We start from the raw sequence: 16,073 nt of genomic DNA, 5'->3' as shown, positions 1-16,073 counted from the left end.
ACAATTCTCAAATCAGAAGAGTATTGCTATGAAAAACATCAATCCAACGCAGACCTCTGCCTGGCAGGCATTACAGAAACATTACGCTGACATGAAGGACGTTACGATCGCTGATCTTTTCGCGAAAGATAATGATCGCTTCACGAAGTTTTCCGCAACGTTCGACGATTTAATGCTGGTGGATTTTTCCAAAAACCGCATTACCGAAGAGACGCTGAACGCCTTACTGGCGCTGGCAAAAGAGACAGAACTGGCTGGCGCCATCAAGTCCATGTTCTCTGGTGAGAAAATCAACCGCACGGAAGATCGCGCGGTGCTGCACGTTGCGCTGCGTAACCGTAGCAATACCCCGATTGTGGTTGATGGCAAAGACGTTATGCCAGAAGTGAACGCGGTGCTGGAGAAGATGAAATCCTTCTCTGAAGCGATCATCTCCGGTGCGTGGAAAGGTTACACCGGCAAGCCGATCACCGACGTGGTGAACATCGGTATCGGCGGTTCTGACCTTGGCCCGTTTATGGTGACCGAAGCGCTGCGTCCGTACAAAAACCATCTGAATATGCACTTTGTTTCTAACGTCGACGGCACCCATATCGCCGAAGTGCTGAAAAAAGTGAACCCGGAAACTACCCTGTTCCTGGTGGCTTCTAAGACGTTCACCACGCAGGAAACCATGACCAACGCCCACAGTGCGCGTGACTGGTTCCTGAAAACCGCGGGTGATAATAAACATGTGGCGAAACACTTTGCGGCACTCTCTACCAACGCGAAAGCGGTGGGCGAGTTTGGTATCGACACTGCAAACATGTTCGAATTTTGGGACTGGGTTGGCGGTCGTTACTCTTTGTGGTCCGCTATTGGTCTGTCGATCATTCTCTCTGTGGGCTATGACAACTTCGTGGAGCTGCTCTCCGGTGCGCACGCGATGGACAAGCACTTCTCCACCACTCCGCTTGAGAAAAACCTGCCGGTACTGCTGGCGCTGATTGGTATCTGGTACAACAACTTCTTTGGTGCCGAAACCGAAGCTATCCTGCCGTATGACCAGTATATGCACCGCTTTGCAGCTTACTTCCAGCAGGGCAACATGGAGTCCAACGGCAAGTACGTTGACCGTAATGGCAACGCGGTGGATTACCAGACTGGTCCTATTATCTGGGGTGAACCGGGCACCAATGGTCAGCACGCGTTCTATCAGTTGATCCATCAGGGGACCAAAATGGTGCCGTGCGATTTTATCGCCCCGGCAAAAACCCATAACGCGCTTTCCGATCATCATCAGAAGCTGCTGTCTAACTTCTTTGCTCAGACCGAAGCGCTGGCGTTCGGTAAATCCCGCGACGTGGTAGAGCAGGAGTATCGCGATCAGGGTAAAGATCCGGCTCAGCTGAATCACGTCGTGCCGTTCAAAGTCTTTGAAGGCAACCGCCCGACCAACTCTATCCTGTTGCGCGAAATCACCCCGTTTAGCCTCGGTGCGTTGATTGCGCTGTATGAGCACAAAATCTTCACTCAGGGCGCAATCCTCAACATCTTCACCTTTGATCAGTGGGGGGTTGAACTGGGTAAACAGCTGGCGAACCGCATTCTGCCGGAGTTGGGCGATACCAGCGCCGTTTCCAGCCACGACAGTTCAACCAATGGCCTGATTAACCGCTACAAGTCCTGGCGCGGTTAATCGGTAAAGCGTCGCTCCGGCGGCGCTTTTTTTGCCGTATATTAAACGCCGCCAGAAATATTGGCGGCGTTGTCTTTGACATATATAAGCAAAGCCAATATTGATATTTTTATTACGGATAAATGATAAAGAACGAGCGGATTTGTTCATGGCGAAATGGTTGATCAGGTTTATCTGAAAATGGCAGCAAGGCCATCAATCATTGCTATAAATTTTAGGACTAGCCTCATTGCGTCATGTTTCTGTGATAATTTAATTATTTGATAAATATCACATTTATTCTTCAATTCTTTTCTTAAACCTCACCAGATACCAATTTTCCTAAAACGCATCCGCCTATTTCCCGAGGCGTAATTCATCTGCTTTAGTTGTGTATACTCGATCTCGCCTGAGCTTTTTCAGGTAAATCTCCATTCATTCAATGAAGGGAAATTGATATGAAAAAAGTCCTGTATGGCATTTTTGCCATATCCGCACTTGCGGCTACGTCTGCCTTCGCGGCACCGGTGCAAATCGGTGAAGCAGCAGGGTCGGCGGCGACCTCTATCTCTGCAGGCAGTTCTGCAGCGACGAGCGTCAGCACCGTAGGCTCTGCGGCGGGTGTCGCTCTTGCGGCAGTCGGTGGCGGTGATGGCTCCAACACCGGAACCACGACCACCACAACAACCAGTACCCGTTAATCACGGGGACATTAACTATAACCACACTTCGGTGTGGTTATTTCGCCCCTTTCGGAGAAGAGTCGTGAAGCGACCTGGAATCATTTTGCTTTGCCTGCTCCTTCAGGCATGTTCTGGCCCGATTAAAGGCCTGGGAACGTCGCTTTGGAATAGTGTGTTTGGTACCCCTGGTGTTCATCTGACGGATGACGAACTGCTGAATATGCCTTACGCCAGCCAGTACATGCAGATTAACGATGGCCCGCAGTTGTTTGTGGTGCTCGCTTTCGCAGAAAACGGGCAGCAGAAATGGGTGACACAGGATCAGGCCGTTGTTGTGACACAGCACTCACGGATTGTAAAAACGCAGCTGGGCGGCGATAAGCTCGGCGGCGATAACTTAATTGAAGTGAATAACCTGGGTTCCGACCCGCTCGCCAAACCGAATCAGATTGTGGACGGTGCCAGCTGGACGCGCACCATGGGCTGGACCGAACACAGCCAGGTACGCTACGCCACTGCGCGTTCTGAGTTCCGCTGGAACGGCACGGACACTGTCAAAGTGGCCAGCGATGTTACGACGGTACGCATTCTGGATGAAGACGTCACCACGGATCAGAAAAGCTGGCGCAACCGCTATTGGGTGGATGAGGACGGGCTTATTCGCCAGTCGGTGCAATATCTGGGTGCTGGCTGGTTCCCGGTGAGAATGACCCTGATTAAGGCGGCAAAATAATGAAAACACGTATTTTGCTTCCGCTGCTTTTAACGCTCTTTTCACCGTTGGCTCTGGCAGCCGGCAGTGTGGATGTTTACATGTCCGGAGACGCCAGCCCGAAAAAACTCACTAATGCCGAACACTTAAGTGACCTGGTCGGGCAGCCCCGGCTGGCGAACAGTTGGTGGCCCGGTGCGGTGGTGAGCGAACGTCAGGCAACTGTCGAACAGCAGGCGCGCCACCAGGCATTGCTGGCTCGCTTAAGTACGGTTGCCGCCGACGAAGGCGGTGACGATGCTGCGGCAATCATCTCTCTGCGTCGTCAGTTAGAGGATATGAAAATCACCGGGCGTCAGATTGTGCCGCTCGATCCGGATTATATTCGTCTGCATCGTCTCTCAAACCGTCCGCTGCAGGGCGAATACTCCCTGTGGGTTGGGCCGCAACCCACCACGATTACGGTGGTGGGGTTGATTAGCAGTCCGGGTAAAAAGCCGTTCACGCCAGGGCGGGACGTGGTGAGTTATCTGGATGAGATGAGCTTGCTGAGCGGTGCCGAACGTAGCTATGCGTGGGTGGTTTATCCCACAGGCCTGACGCAGAAAGTGCCTGTTGCTTACTGGAACCGACGCCATGTCGAGCCGATGCCTGGCAGCGTCATTTTTGTGGGCTTTGCACCGGGTCTGTGGAACAACGTTTATGACGAGCTCAACGCTGACATTCTTGAGTCCCTGACGCATCGGATACCGGAATAATAATGAAAAAATCGTTTGTAATAAGCTTGTTGGCGCTGGGAGTCAGCGCGGCCTGTCACGCCGAAACGTTTCCGGACCCGGTTGGCCCGTCTCAGTCGGATTTTGGCGGCGTGGGTCTGTTGCAAACCCCGACGGCGCGTGTAGCGCCAGAAGGTGAGCTTAGCCTTAACTACCGCGACAATGATCAATACCGTTTCTATTCGGCTTCGGTGCAGCTTCTGCCCTGGCTGGAAACCACGCTGCGTTATACCGACGTGCGTACGCGAAAATACAGCTCGGTTGAAGCCTTCTCCGGCGATCAATCCTACAAAGATAAAGCCTTCGATTTAAAAGTGCGGTTGTGGGAAGAAAGTTACTGGTTGCCGCAGGTGGCTGTGGGGGCGCGTGACGTTGGGGGTACTGGCCTGTTTGATGGCGAATATCTGGTAGCGAATAAAAACTGGGGGCCGCTCGATTTTTCCCTCGGTATTGGCTGGGGCTACCTGGGGACCAGCGGCAATATTAAAAACCCGCTATGTACCTACGACGCAAAATTCTGTACCCGTGATAACAGCAACAAAGCCGCAGGTTCCACCGACACTTCGCAAATGTTTCGCGGCCCGGCATCGCTGTTCGGCGGTGTGGAATATCAAACGCCCTGGCACCCGCTGCGCCTGAAACTGGAATATGAAGGCAACAACTATCAGCAGGATTATGCCGGTAAGCTGCCGCAGCGCAGTAACTTTAACGTTGGCGCTATCTACCGTGTGACCGACTGGGCTGACATCAATTTAAGCTATGAGCGTGGGAATACCTGGATGTTTGGGTTTACCCTGCGTAACAACTTCAACAATCTGCGCCCCACCTACCGGGACAACCCGCGTCCACGGTATCAGCCGCAGCCGCAGGATGCGATTCTGCAGCACTCGGTGGTGGCCAATCAGCTTACGTTGCTGAAATATAATGCCGGTCTGGCGGATCCGAAGATTCAGGTTCAGGGCGATACGTTGTATGTGACGGGCGAGCAGGTGAAATACCGTAATACGCAGGAAGGGATAGAGCGTGCGAACCGCATTATTATGAACGACTTGCCGGATGGCATTCGTACCATTCGCGTGACGCAAAATCGCCTGAACCTGCCGCAGGTGACGACCGAAACGGATGTCGCCAGCCTGAAAGGCCACCTTGAAGGCGAAACGCTGGGTCATGATACCGTGCTGGCGCAAAAACGTGTGACGCCGATTGTTCCGGAAAATACAGAGCAAGGCTGGTACATGGATAAGGCCAGTTTTGGTTTCCACATCGATCCGGTGCTTAACCAGTCTCTTGGTGGGCCGGAAGGCTTCTATATGTACCAGATTGGTGTGATGGCGACAGCGGACTGGTGGCTGACCGATCACCTGCTGACCACCGGCAGTCTGTTTGCCAACCTTGCCAATAACTACGACAAATTCAACTATACCAACCCGCCAAGGGACTCGGCGTTGCCGCGCGTTCGTACCCGCGTGCGTGAATACGTGCAGAACGATGTGTACGTTAACAACATGCAGGCCAACTACTTCCAGTACCTGGGTAATGACATCTATGGCCAGGTGTATGCCGGTTATCTGGAGACCATGTACGGCGGCGCAGGGGCTGAACTGCTGTGGCGTCCGGTAGACAGTAACTGGGCGTTCGGTATTGATGCCAACTACGTGAAACAGCGTGACTGGCGTAGCGCGCAGGACATGATGAAGTTCACCGACTACAGCGTGAAGACCGGCCATTTCACCACTTACTGGACGCCGTGGTTTGCCCAGGATGTACTGGTGAAAGCCAGCGTCGGGCAGTATCTGGCGGGAGATAAAGGCGGCACGCTGGATATCTCAAAACACTTCGACAGTGGCGTCGTAGTGGGTGCATACGCGACCCTGACGAACGTGTCGGCGGCACAGTATGGGGAAGGGGATTTCACCAAAGGCGTGTATATCTCTGTACCGTTGGATCTCTTCAGTACTGGCGCGACCCGCAGCCGTGCAGGTATCGGCTGGACGCCGCTAACGCGTGATGGCGGCCAGAAACTGGGTCGTAAGTTTGAACTCTATAATATGACCACCGATAAGACACTGAACTTCCAGTGATACCTGGCCCCTCTCCCTTACGGGAGAGGGGTTAGAGCCTGCGCAGTAACCGCGCAGGATTCCCGGCATACACCCCTTTTTCGCTAATCGATTTGGTCACGACGCTGCCTGCGCCAATAACGGCTCCGTCGCAAATCGTCACCGCCAGGATCGTGGCGCCGCTGCCAATCGACACATCATTGCCAATCACAATGCGCCCCCAGCTTTTGCGGTCGGGATTGGGTTTGCCGTCGCGGAACATATCGTTAGCGAACATCACACCGTGGCCGATAAAACAGCGCTCGCCGAGGGTGACGTATTCGCAGATAAAGCTGTGTGACTGAATTTTACTGCCGCTGCCAATGTGTGTATGGCTCTGAATTTCAACAAAAGGGCCAATGAACACATCATCGCCAAGGGTGCAGTCATACAGATTTGCCGGTTGATAAATAACGACATTTTCGCCGCAGGTAACATTGCGCACGGCGGTCTGGCGGAGATCCATTTTCGCTCCTTAAATGGCTTTGCCCAGAATATGCAAAGTGCTTTGCTGAGAGGGGGTGCTGAAGACGGTATCTTTGATGTGCGTAAAGCCCTGGCGAAGATAAAAACGGTAAGCCTGCGGGTTGGCGTCCAGCACTTCCAGCCAGAGAAAGGTTTCGCCCCGGCTTTTCGCCATGCGTTCTATTTCGGCAATCATCTGTTCTCCATAACCTTTGCGGGTTTCTCCCGGCAGCAGGTAGAGCTTATGCAGCAGCGTACCCGCCTGGGTTTCGCCCTCTATGGCACAGTGCCAGGAGACTTTGGCAAAGCCTGCCGGCACGGTACTCAGTGCGACAAACCACTCACTGGCCTGGCTTTGCAGGCTCTGCTGTAAAGCGTTAAGGGAGTATTCCTGCTGCAAAAAATCCTGCAGCTCCTGTTGTTCATGCCACAGATGCGCAAAGTGGTGGGTATAGCTGGCATAGCCCATCTCACTCAATAACGCGGCGTCGTCCGGGCGGGCTTTACGTATAGTCAGCACTGTTTAAGGCTCCCTGCGTGAAATTTACCGATGCAACATGTCATCACGCTGTGTCACAAAATATAAGCAAATAATGTAGATCAAGATCACATTTTTACGTTATACAAAGGGTCTTACTCCAGAATGAGGTGCCGCTATGACATCGCTCACTCGCCCCCGCGCTGAGTTTGTATCGACCCTTTTACAAACCGTGCTGAACCTTGGTTTGTTAAGTCTGGGCCTGATCCTAATCGTCTTTCTGGGCAAAGAGACGCTGCACCTGGCGGACGTATTGTTTGCGCCGGTACAAACCAGTAAATATGAACTGGTAGAAGGGCTGGTCGTTTACTTCCTTTACTTCGAGTTTATTGCCTTGATCGTGAAGTATTTTCAGTCCGGCTTTCACTTCCCGCTGCGCTATTTTATTTACATCGGTATAACCGCGATCGTACGGTTGATCATTGTCGATCACCAGTCGCCGATGGATGTGCTGATCTACTCTGCAGCGATCCTGCTGCTGGTGATCACCTTGTGGTTGTGCAACTCAAAACGGCTGAAGCGCGAATAAAAAAACGGCGATCCGGGGGATCGCCAAACAACAGTCACAAGTTAGGATCATACAAGTTGAGGGTGCAGTGGCATCGCCCGTCATCGTTCGGGTGACAGCGGTGGTGGCTCCCGTTATTTACCCCGCTACTGACGTTAATCAGCTTCAGGGATTAATACCGTCGCCGCCTTGCTCTCACCCGACATCTTCAGGGCGTAATAACAACGATGAAACTTAACCTTTCACGCCGCCTGCTGTCAGGCCATTAACCAGCCAGCGCTGCGCAAGTAAAAAGACCACGGTAATCGGAATGGCGGACAACACCGCCGCTGCTGCAAAATCTCCCCACAGATAGTTCTGCGGGTTGAGATATTGCTGCATCCCCACGGCCAGCGTGTAACTGTCGACGTCGCGCAGCAGTAGCGAGGCGACAGGAACTTCGGTAATGGCCGCAATAAACGACAAAATAAACACCACCGCCAGGATTGGCACCGACAGCGGCAATAGCACCAGGCGAAAGGCCTGCCACGGGGTTGCGCCATCCAGGGCGGCGGCCTCTTCCAGCGAGTTGTCGATGGTTTCGAAATAGCCTTTGATCGTCCACACATGCAGCGCGATCCCGCCTAGATAGGCAAAGATCACCCCACCATGCGTATTCAACCCGATAAAGGGAATGTACTGACCGAGGCGATCAAACAACGCATATAACGCCACCAGCGACAGCACCGCCGGGAACATCTGGAAAATCAGCATGCTCTTTAACAGCGTGGCTTTACCGGCAAAACGCATACGCGCAAAAGCGTAGGCGCAGGTGGTGGATAGCGCAACAATCCCCACGGCGGTAATTCCGGCGATTTTCACCGAGTTCCACAGCCACAGCAGCACCGGGAACGGCGGTGGGGTAACGCGGCCATCGGCGTGCTCCACGCTAAAGCCCAGCGCCAGACGCCAGTGTTCCCAGGAAATAGTTTCCGGAATCAGGCTGCCAGTCGCAAAGTTACCTTCACGCAGCGAAATAGCGACCACCATCAGTAACGGGAACATAATGGCGGCAATAAATACCAGCAATAACAAGTGAGTAACCAATAGTCGCACTTTTTGCGATTTCGCCTGCACCATAGCCATTTGCGTCGTCCTCCTTAATCAAATTTCATGCGGGTTGCTTTCAGGTTGACGATAGCCAGCAGACCGACCAGCAGGAAAATCAGCGTGGCGATCGCGGCAGCAAGCCCAAAGTCCTGACCACCGCCGCCTTCAAAGGCAATGCGGTAGGTGTAGCTCACCAGCAGATCGGTATAGCCCGCAGGCGTGGTGGTGCCAATGCGATCCGGGCCGCCGTTAGTCAGCAACTGGATCAACACAAAGTTATTAAAGTTAAAGGCGAAGCTGGCGATCATCAACGGTGTGAGCGGTTTGATCAGCAGCGGTAAGGTGATGCGGAAAAAGTTTTGCAACGGTCCGGCGCCGTCCATTGCCGAGGCTTCATACAGATCGTCAGGGATCGCTTTTAACAGCCCCATACAGAGGATCATCATGTAGGGATAACCGAGCCAGGTATTAACGATCACGATCATGGTCCGCGCCGTAGTGGGATCGCTAAACCATGCGGGTTTAATGCCAAACAGCGCGCTCAGCATCATGTTGATCTCGCCGAAGCTCTGGTTGAATAACCCTTTGAAGATCAGAATCGAGATAAACGACGGCACTGCATAGGGCAGGATCAGCAGTACACGATAAATGGCTTTCCCTTTAAGCGATTCCCACTGGACGAGGCACGCCAGTACCATGCCAACGGCAACAGTCAGCACCACGGTCAGCACAGAGAACACCACCGTCCAGACAAAGATGGCGATAAACGGCTTCTGGATACCGTCATCGGTAAAGACACGGGTAAAGTTGTCCCAGCCGATGGTCACGGTATAACCGGGGCTGAGTTTTTCGCTGCCCCAGCTTCCGTCGGCATTGATCGCCTGGAAAAAGCCGATAGCGTTATTTGCGCGGTATTTCGCACCGCTCTGGTTGTTGGTCAGCACCCCGTCGTCGCTCAATTGATACAGGGGGCGGGTGCCGGAGAACTGGCGCAGTGAACTCATGATCACTTTGCTTTCGTCCGGCAGAATGGCCGTCAGCTGGTTGAGTGCCTGGCGATTCTGAGTGATGACACGCAGGTTCGCGCGCTCACCGTCGGGCAGGGCATTCACCTCTTTTAAGGTGATTTTCTGCTCGCCACCGGGTTTGAACGCGTCGGAAAGGTAGTGTTTGCCGGTGTCGCTATCGGTCAGCGCCAGTTGCCATGCGTCACCCGACGCATAAAGGCCGAAATTGTAGGCTTTCCCTGCCTGATAAGAACGATCGAGCAACACCTGTTGCGCGCGCTCCTGGGTAAGCTGGTTGGTGCTGCTGTAGTTGGTAAAGGCGATGGCGATGGTGCAAATCAACGGGAATAGCACAAACAGCCCCATGCCTGCTACCCCTGGGTAAACATAACGCCAGGCGTAGGCCTTCCGGTTTGCAAAGATATACAGACCTGCGGAACTGAGGATCAAGGTGGTGATGGCAAAAAGGTATTCCCCCTGGGCATACATCAAGACGACAAGGTAAGCCACCAGAAGCCCGGTAAGGGTAATGGCGGCCCAGGCGATTTTCGGGCTTTGCCACCAGTGGCGTTTTCTTACAACATCCATGGGAACATCCTTTTACAACGATGAAAACGAGTGACAGGTGGCGCGGCGCTTCTCTGGCCTGCCCGCCGCGCCACCTGTCCTGTGACTTACTTGGTGATACGACCCTGCGCGTCTTTCAACGCAGCATCCACGGTCTGACGGCCACTCACGGCATTGATAACCGCAGTCCGGGTGGCGTACCAGAAGGCAGCCATTTGCGGGATATTCGGCATAATTTCACCGGTTTTCGCGTTATCCATAGTGGCGGCAATGCGCGGATCTTTTGCTAATTGATCCTGATAGGTTTTCAGCGCCACGGCACCCAGCGGTTTGTCTTTGTTCACCTCTTCCAGACCCTGATCGGTCAGCAAGTAGTTTTCAAGGAACTCTTTCGCCAGTTCTTTATTCGGGCTGGCGGCATTGATGCCCGCGCTCAGGACGCCGACGAACGGTTTCGACGGTTTGCCATTAAAGGTTGGCAGCGGGGCGACGCCGTAATTGACTTTGCTCTTCTCAATATTGGCCCATGCCCACGGACCGTTGATGGTCAGTGCGGTTTCACCTTTATTAAACGCCGCTTCGGCAATTGAATAATCGGTGTCGGCGTTCATGTGCTTGTCTTTAATCAGTTTCACCAGGAAGCTCAGGCCCGCTTTGGCACCCGCGCTGTCTACGCCAACGTCTTTCACGTCATATTTGCCGTTCTCAAACTTGAAGGCGTATCCGCCGTCGGCAGCGATCAGCGGCCAGGTGAAATATGGCTCTTGCAGGTTAAACATCAGGGCATTTTTGCCTTTCGCCTTCAGCGTCTTATCGAGCGCCGGGATCTCTTCCCAGGTTTTTGGCGGGTTTGGCAGCAAGTCTTTGTTATAAATCAGCGACAAGGATTCCACGGCTACCGGGTAAGCGATCAGCTTGCCGTTGTAACGCACTGCGTCCCAGGTGAAGGGATAGAGCTTGTCCTGGAAGGCTTTGTCCGGAGTGACTTCCGCCAGCAGGCCAGATTGCGCATAGCCACCAAAGCGGTCGTGTGCCCAAAAAATAATGTCCGGGCCATCGCCCGTGGCGGCAACCTGTGGGAATTTCTCTTCCAGTTTGTCCGGGTGTTCGACGGTGACTTTAATCCCGGTGTCTTTCTCAAATTTCTTACCCACTTCGGCAAGGCCGTTATAGCCTTTATCGCCGTTGATCCAGATAACCAGTTTGCCTTCTTCTATTTTGGCGAGGGCAGAGGCAGAAAACACCATCGTCGCTACTGCGGACAATGCGAGGATGCGTGCGCCTGTTTTGATTTTCATATATCCCGTCCTTTAGGTGATGTGCTCGTGGATACGTTCAGGGTGGTTCGACGGGATTAGTCTCCTTTTTTGGCAAGCGCTTCTCATCCTCCTTAAACCTACGCCCCCGGGGTGATTTGTGTGATCTGTGCTGCATAAATTTTCGTTATGTGTCTCAGCGCACACAAAAAAGCGCTGATTTTTGCAAAGCGCATCACGAAAATGCCCGCAGCACCCCCGTCCGGGGGGCAGAGCCATCCTGCTCATCCTCCCATCTCCTCCCCCATAAAAAACCGGGGGGGTGGAGGATTCGCACACTGTACCGATGCCCCATAGTCAGCCAACGTTGAATGTTTCTGTTGGTGACAGGTTGTAACGAAGGGAGAAGGGCATGGCGAGCGTACAGCTGCGTAATGTAACGAAAGCCTGGGGCGATGTGGTGGTGTCGAAAGACATTAACCTTGAGATCCACGAAGGTGAGTTCGTGGTGTTTGTTGGCCCGTCAGGCTGTGGTAAATCGACGCTGCTGCGCATGATTGCCGGGCTGGAGACCATTACCAGCGGGGATTTGCTGATTGGCGATACCCGTATGAATGAGGTTCCTCCCGCTGAACGCGGCGTTGGTATGGTATTTCAGTCTTACGCACTCTATCCGCATTTATCGGTCGCGGAAAACATGTCTTTTGGCCTGAAATTAGCGGGCGAGAAGAAAGAAACCATCAAAACGCGTGTCACGCAGGTTGCCGAAGTCCTGCAACTGGCGCATTTGCTGGACCGCAAACCGAAAGCACTCTCCGGTGGTCAGCGTCAGCGCGTAGCGATTGGCCGTACGCTGGTGGCCGAACCCCGCGTCTTCCTGCTTGATGAACCCCTCTCCAACCTTGATGCCGCCTTGCGTGTACAGATGCGCATTGAGATTTCGCGTCTGCATAAGCGACTGGGCCGCACGATGATTTACGTCACCCACGATCAGGTCGAAGCGATGACGCTGGCCGACAAAATCGTGGTACTGGATGCCGGCCGCGTTGCGCAGGTCGGTAAACCGCTGGAGCTTTATCACTATCCGGCTGACCGCTTTGTCGCCGGGTTTATCGGTTCGCCGAAGATGAATTTCCTGCCGGTAAAAGTGACGGCTACTGCCATTGAGCAGGTGCAGGTTGAGTTGCCTAACCGCCAGCAAGTCTGGCTGCCGGTAGACAGCGCCAATGTGCAGGTCGGCGCCAACATGTCTTTGGGCATTCGCCCGGAGCATTTGCTTCCCAGCGACATCGCCGATGTCACGCTGGAGGGTGAAGTTCAGGTCGTAGAACAGCTCGGTCACGAAACACAAATTCATATCCAGATCCCCGCAATACGTCAGAACCTGGTTTACCGCCAGACCGACGTGGTGCTGGTAGAAGAGGGTGCCACATTCGCCATCGGTTTACCGCCGGAGCGTTGCCATCTGTTCCGTGAAGATGGCACCGCCTGCCGCCGGTTGCATAAAGAACCTGGCGTTTAAGCATTCCAAAAAACTTACACAAAGCCATTCGCGCTATCTCGCTGCAGCCACTCAAGAGATAGCGCAAAAGGGGATGTGTAAAAAGAAAAGCAATGATCTCAGGAGATAGAATGATGATTACTCTGCGCAAACTTCCACTGGCTCTCGCCATTACGGCAGGCATTTTGTCTGCTCAGGCGGGCGCCGTCGACTTTAAAGGTTATGCCCGTTCCGGCATTGGCTGGACAGGCAGCGGCGGCGAGCAGCAATGCTTCCAGGCGACGGGTGCAGGCTCTAAATACCGTCTCGGCAACGAATGTGAAACCTACGCTGAATTAAAACTCGGCCAGGAAGTGTGGAAGGAGGGCGATAAAAGCTTCTACTTCGACACTAACGTGGCTTATTCCGTAGCCCAGCAAAATGACTGGGAAGCAACAGACCCGGCATTCCGTGAAGCTAACGTGCAGGGTAAAAACCTGATCGATGCGCTGCCAGGCTCGACCATCTGGGCGGGTAAACGTTTCTACCAGCGTCATGACGTGCACATGATTGACTTCTACTACTGGGATATTTCCGGCCCGGGCGCAGGTCTGGAAAACGTCGATCTCGGCTTCGGTAAACTCTCTCTGGCTGCGACCCGTTCGACAGAAGCTGGCGGCTCTTCTACCTTCGCCAGCAACAGCATTTACGATTACACCGAAAAAACCGCCAACGATGTTTTTGACGTGCGTTTAGCGCAGATGGCCATCAACCCGGGCGGTACGTTGGAGTTTGGCGTTGACTATGGCCGCGCTAACACCCGTGACGGCTACCATTTATATGATAATACCGAAACGAAAGACGGCTGGATGTTCACGGCTGAGCACGTTCAGAGCATGCTGAAAGGCTATAACAAGTTCGTCGTGCAATATGCGACCGATGCGCTGACATCGCAGGGCAAAGGGTTATCGCAAGGCTCCGGTATCGGTATTGAAAGCGACAGTAAGCTGCCTTACAGCACTAATAACAACGGCAGCCTGCTGCGTATCCTCGACCACGGTGCCATCTCTCTCGGCGACCGTTGGGATTTGATGTATGTCGGTATGTATCAGGACATCGACTGGGATAACAACAACGGCACCAAATGGTGGACGGTGGGTGTGCGCCCAATGTTCAAATGGACGCCGATCATGAGCACCCTGCTGGAAGTGGGCTATGACAACGTGAAGTCTCAGCGCACCAACGACACGAACAACCAGTACAAAATCACCCTCGCACAACAGTGGCAGGCAGGCGACAGCATCTGGTCTCGCCCGGCCATTCGCGTCTTCGCAACCTATGCGAAATGGGACGAAAAATGGGGTTACAACACCAGCGGTAATCCGGGCACGAACGCCAACTATGGTCTGGCAACCCGCAATGGTACAGGCGGTTCAAGCTTTGGCCGTGGCGACAGTGACGAATGGAGCTTCGGTGCTCAGATGGAAATCTGGTGGTAAGGGTTTCACTCGCGTAAACAAAAGAGGGGCGTAAGCCCCTCTGATTCTTACAAACAGCGCGCTATTGCCTGGCCACCGCTGTTTTGCATCCTGAAGGTGATTAAAATGAAAATGAAAAAAAACTTCATTGCCCTGTGCCTCTCCGCGGGGTTGCTGGCGGCGGTACCGGGTGTCGCGCTGGCTGATGTGAATATCGTGCCACAGAACACAGCGGCAGCGCCGTCGATTCCGACATCAGCACTGCAACAACTCACCTGGAGGCCCGTCGACACGTCCAAAAGCCAGACGGTGCGGCTTGCCACTGGCGGTCAGCATCTGAATGTTCCGGGGATTACCGGGCCAGTTGCGGCGTTTAGCGTGCCAGCCAACATCGGTGAACTTTCGCTGACGCTTTCAAGCGATGTTAATAAAAATACCGGTGTATTTGCGCCAAACGTGCTGGTCTTTGATCAGAATATGTCACCTGCGGCCTATTTCCCGAGTAGCTATTTTACCTACCAGGAACCGGGAGTCTTAAGTGCAGACCGACTGGAAGGGGTTATGCGCCTTACGCCTGCGCTGGGCCAGCAGAAGCTCTATATCCTTGCGTTCACCACCGAAAGTGATTTGCAGAAAACCACCACGCTGCTTGATCCCGCTAAAGCGTATGCGAAAGGCGTGGGCAACGCGATCCCTGATATCCCGGATCCCATAGCGCGCCATATTGCGGAAGGGGTGGTGAACCTGAAAGTGAAAAACAGTAGCAGCTCCAGCATTCTGGTTGGCCCACTGTTTGGTTCCTCCGGCCCAGGCCCGGTGACTGTCGGCAATACCGCAGCACCGGTTTACAACGCGCAACCGGCACCTGTTGCTACCCCGGCTGCTGCGCCTGCGGCGAAAAGCGAGCCAATGCTTAATGATACGGAGAGCTATTTTAACCGGGCTATTAAGCAGGCTGTTGCGAAGGGGGATGTTGATAAGGCATTGAAGTTGTTAGATGAAGCAGAGCGCCTCGGGTCGAAGTCAGCCCGTTCCACTTTTATCAGCAGTGTAAAAGGCAAGGGGTAACAGTCTCCCCACAATGTTGATATTTGCAGCAACTGGTGCGTCGCCTGACGCACCTTTTTTTCCGGCACAGTAGCGCACTGTTGCGTATCTGTTGCGCTGATGAAAACTGAATGAACTTTCCCGCCTGCATGTCCCGTTCTGCGATACAATAATGCTACGTTATGTACCGGAGAGTAAGGCATGTCACACCCCGCGCTAACGCAACTGCGTGCGCTGCGCTATCTCGATGCTATTCCTGCGCTAGAACCGCAACAACTGGACTGGCTGTTGCTGGAAGATTCCATGACTAAACGTTTTGAGCAGCAGGGCAAAACGGTAAGCGTTACGTTAATTCGGGAAGCCTTTGTCAGCGCGGCTGACATTGAGCAGGAGCATGGCTTGTTGCCTGCCGAACCCCGTTACTGGCTGCGGGAAATCTTGCTGTGTGCCGATGGTGAACCCTGGCTTGCCGGGCGCACAGTGGTGCCAGAGTCTACCCTGAGCGGCCCGGAACTGGCGTTGCAACAGTTGGGCACTACGCCGCTTGGGCGATATCTCTTTACCTCTTCTACGCTTACGCGTGACTTTATTGAAATCGGTCGTCATGAGCAGCTGTGGGGACGTCGTTCCCGTCTGCGTCTGGGCGGAAAACCGCTCATACTGACCGAACTGTTTTTGCCTGCGTCGCCGTTGTACTGAGAGGAAAATGAA

Annotated in this window: 15 protein-coding genes; 10 read left to right on the top strand and 5 right to left on the bottom strand. The window is 53.7% G+C overall.

Annotated features, from left to right (window positions below; genetic code table 11):
- Nucleotides 1-28 precede the first annotated feature (28 nt).
- From pgi to ACUY4S_RS21705, 5 genes are all read left to right on the top strand, one after another.
- A complete protein-coding gene (gene pgi, locus ACUY4S_RS21725; protein WP_312690468.1) occupies nucleotides 29-1,678 on the top strand; it encodes a glucose-6-phosphate isomerase in 1,650 nt (549 codons plus the stop codon).
- A 437-nt stretch (nucleotides 1,679-2,115) separates the two neighbouring features.
- Complete coding sequence (gene yjbE, locus ACUY4S_RS21720) at nucleotides 2,116-2,358, top strand: exopolysaccharide production protein YjbE (RefSeq protein ID WP_312690466.1); 243 nt, start codon at nucleotides 2,116-2,118, stop codon at nucleotides 2,356-2,358.
- Between the two features lie 64 nt (nucleotides 2,359-2,422).
- Nucleotides 2,423-3,073 (top strand): YjbF family lipoprotein, encoded by a 651-nt coding sequence (locus ACUY4S_RS21715; RefSeq protein WP_312690464.1) that lies wholly within the window; start codon nucleotides 2,423-2,425, stop codon nucleotides 3,071-3,073.
- On the top strand, nucleotides 3,073-3,810 hold the full coding sequence (locus ACUY4S_RS21710) for a capsule biosynthesis GfcC family protein (protein WP_458022770.1): 738 nt from the start codon (nucleotides 3,073-3,075) through the stop codon (nucleotides 3,808-3,810). The genes ACUY4S_RS21715 and ACUY4S_RS21710 overlap by 1 nt, the downstream gene beginning before the upstream one ends.
- 2 nt (nucleotides 3,811-3,812) lie before the next feature.
- Nucleotides 3,813-5,909: a YjbH domain-containing protein gene (locus tag ACUY4S_RS21705; RefSeq protein ID WP_458022771.1), complete on the top strand. Its 2,097-nt coding sequence runs from the start codon at nucleotides 3,813-3,815 to the stop codon at nucleotides 5,907-5,909.
- A 31-nt stretch (nucleotides 5,910-5,940) separates the two neighbouring features.
- On the opposite strand, the gene ACUY4S_RS21700 is transcribed toward ACUY4S_RS21705, so the two are convergent.
- Nucleotides 5,941-6,393, bottom strand: coding sequence for an acyltransferase (locus ACUY4S_RS21700; RefSeq protein WP_458022772.1), 453 nt, complete (start codon nucleotides 6,391-6,393; stop codon nucleotides 5,941-5,943).
- A gap of 9 nt (nucleotides 6,394-6,402) precedes the next feature.
- Complete coding sequence (locus ACUY4S_RS21695; RefSeq protein ID WP_312690456.1) at nucleotides 6,403-6,912, bottom strand: GNAT family N-acetyltransferase; 510 nt, start codon at nucleotides 6,910-6,912, stop codon at nucleotides 6,403-6,405.
- A gap of 136 nt (nucleotides 6,913-7,048) precedes the next feature.
- Here ACUY4S_RS21695 and psiE point away from each other — a divergent pair, with 136 nt between their 5' ends.
- Nucleotides 7,049-7,459: a phosphate-starvation-inducible protein PsiE gene (gene psiE / locus ACUY4S_RS21690; protein ID WP_312690454.1), complete on the top strand. Its 411-nt coding sequence runs from the start codon at nucleotides 7,049-7,051 to the stop codon at nucleotides 7,457-7,459.
- Between the two features lie 213 nt (nucleotides 7,460-7,672).
- Here psiE and malG read toward each other — a convergent pair whose 3' ends face one another.
- The 3 genes from malG to malE form a co-directional block, all read right to left on the bottom strand.
- Nucleotides 7,673-8,563, bottom strand: a complete 891-nt coding sequence (malG, locus tag ACUY4S_RS21685; protein ID WP_312690452.1) for a maltose ABC transporter permease MalG — start codon at nucleotides 8,561-8,563, stop codon at nucleotides 7,673-7,675.
- 14 nt (nucleotides 8,564-8,577) lie between these two features.
- Complete coding sequence (malF, locus tag ACUY4S_RS21680) at nucleotides 8,578-10,122, bottom strand: maltose ABC transporter permease MalF (RefSeq protein ID WP_312690450.1); 1,545 nt, start codon at nucleotides 10,120-10,122, stop codon at nucleotides 8,578-8,580.
- A gap of 86 nt (nucleotides 10,123-10,208) precedes the next feature.
- Nucleotides 10,209-11,399, bottom strand: a complete 1,191-nt coding sequence (gene malE / locus ACUY4S_RS21675; RefSeq protein ID WP_312690448.1) for a maltose/maltodextrin ABC transporter substrate-binding protein MalE — start codon at nucleotides 11,397-11,399, stop codon at nucleotides 10,209-10,211.
- Nucleotides 11,400-11,769: 370 nt separating this feature from the next.
- On the opposite strand from malE, the gene malK reads away from it, so the two are divergent.
- From malK to ubiC, 4 genes are all read left to right on the top strand, one after another.
- Nucleotides 11,770-12,879: a maltose/maltodextrin ABC transporter ATP-binding protein MalK gene (gene malK / locus ACUY4S_RS21670; protein ID WP_312690446.1), complete on the top strand. Its 1,110-nt coding sequence runs from the start codon at nucleotides 11,770-11,772 to the stop codon at nucleotides 12,877-12,879.
- A 110-nt stretch (nucleotides 12,880-12,989) separates the two neighbouring features.
- Nucleotides 12,990-14,336, top strand: a complete 1,347-nt coding sequence (locus ACUY4S_RS21665; protein WP_312690444.1) for a maltoporin — start codon at nucleotides 12,990-12,992, stop codon at nucleotides 14,334-14,336.
- Nucleotides 14,337-14,441: 105 nt separating this feature from the next.
- Nucleotides 14,442-15,383 carry a maltose operon protein MalM gene (gene malM, locus ACUY4S_RS21660; protein ID WP_458022773.1) on the top strand — a complete coding sequence of 314 codons (942 nt, stop codon included), beginning with the start codon at nucleotides 14,442-14,444 and terminating at the stop codon, nucleotides 15,381-15,383.
- Between the two features lie 180 nt (nucleotides 15,384-15,563).
- Nucleotides 15,564-16,061: a chorismate lyase gene (gene ubiC / locus ACUY4S_RS21655; RefSeq protein WP_312690440.1), complete on the top strand. Its 498-nt coding sequence runs from the start codon at nucleotides 15,564-15,566 to the stop codon at nucleotides 16,059-16,061.
- The last annotated feature ends 12 nt before the right edge of the window (nucleotides 16,062-16,073 follow it).

It is taken from the genome of Kosakonia beeri (genome assembly GCF_054165705.1).
The sequence above is the reverse complement of the archived record's forward strand: the minus strand, read 5'-3'. Positions and strand labels throughout refer to the sequence as shown.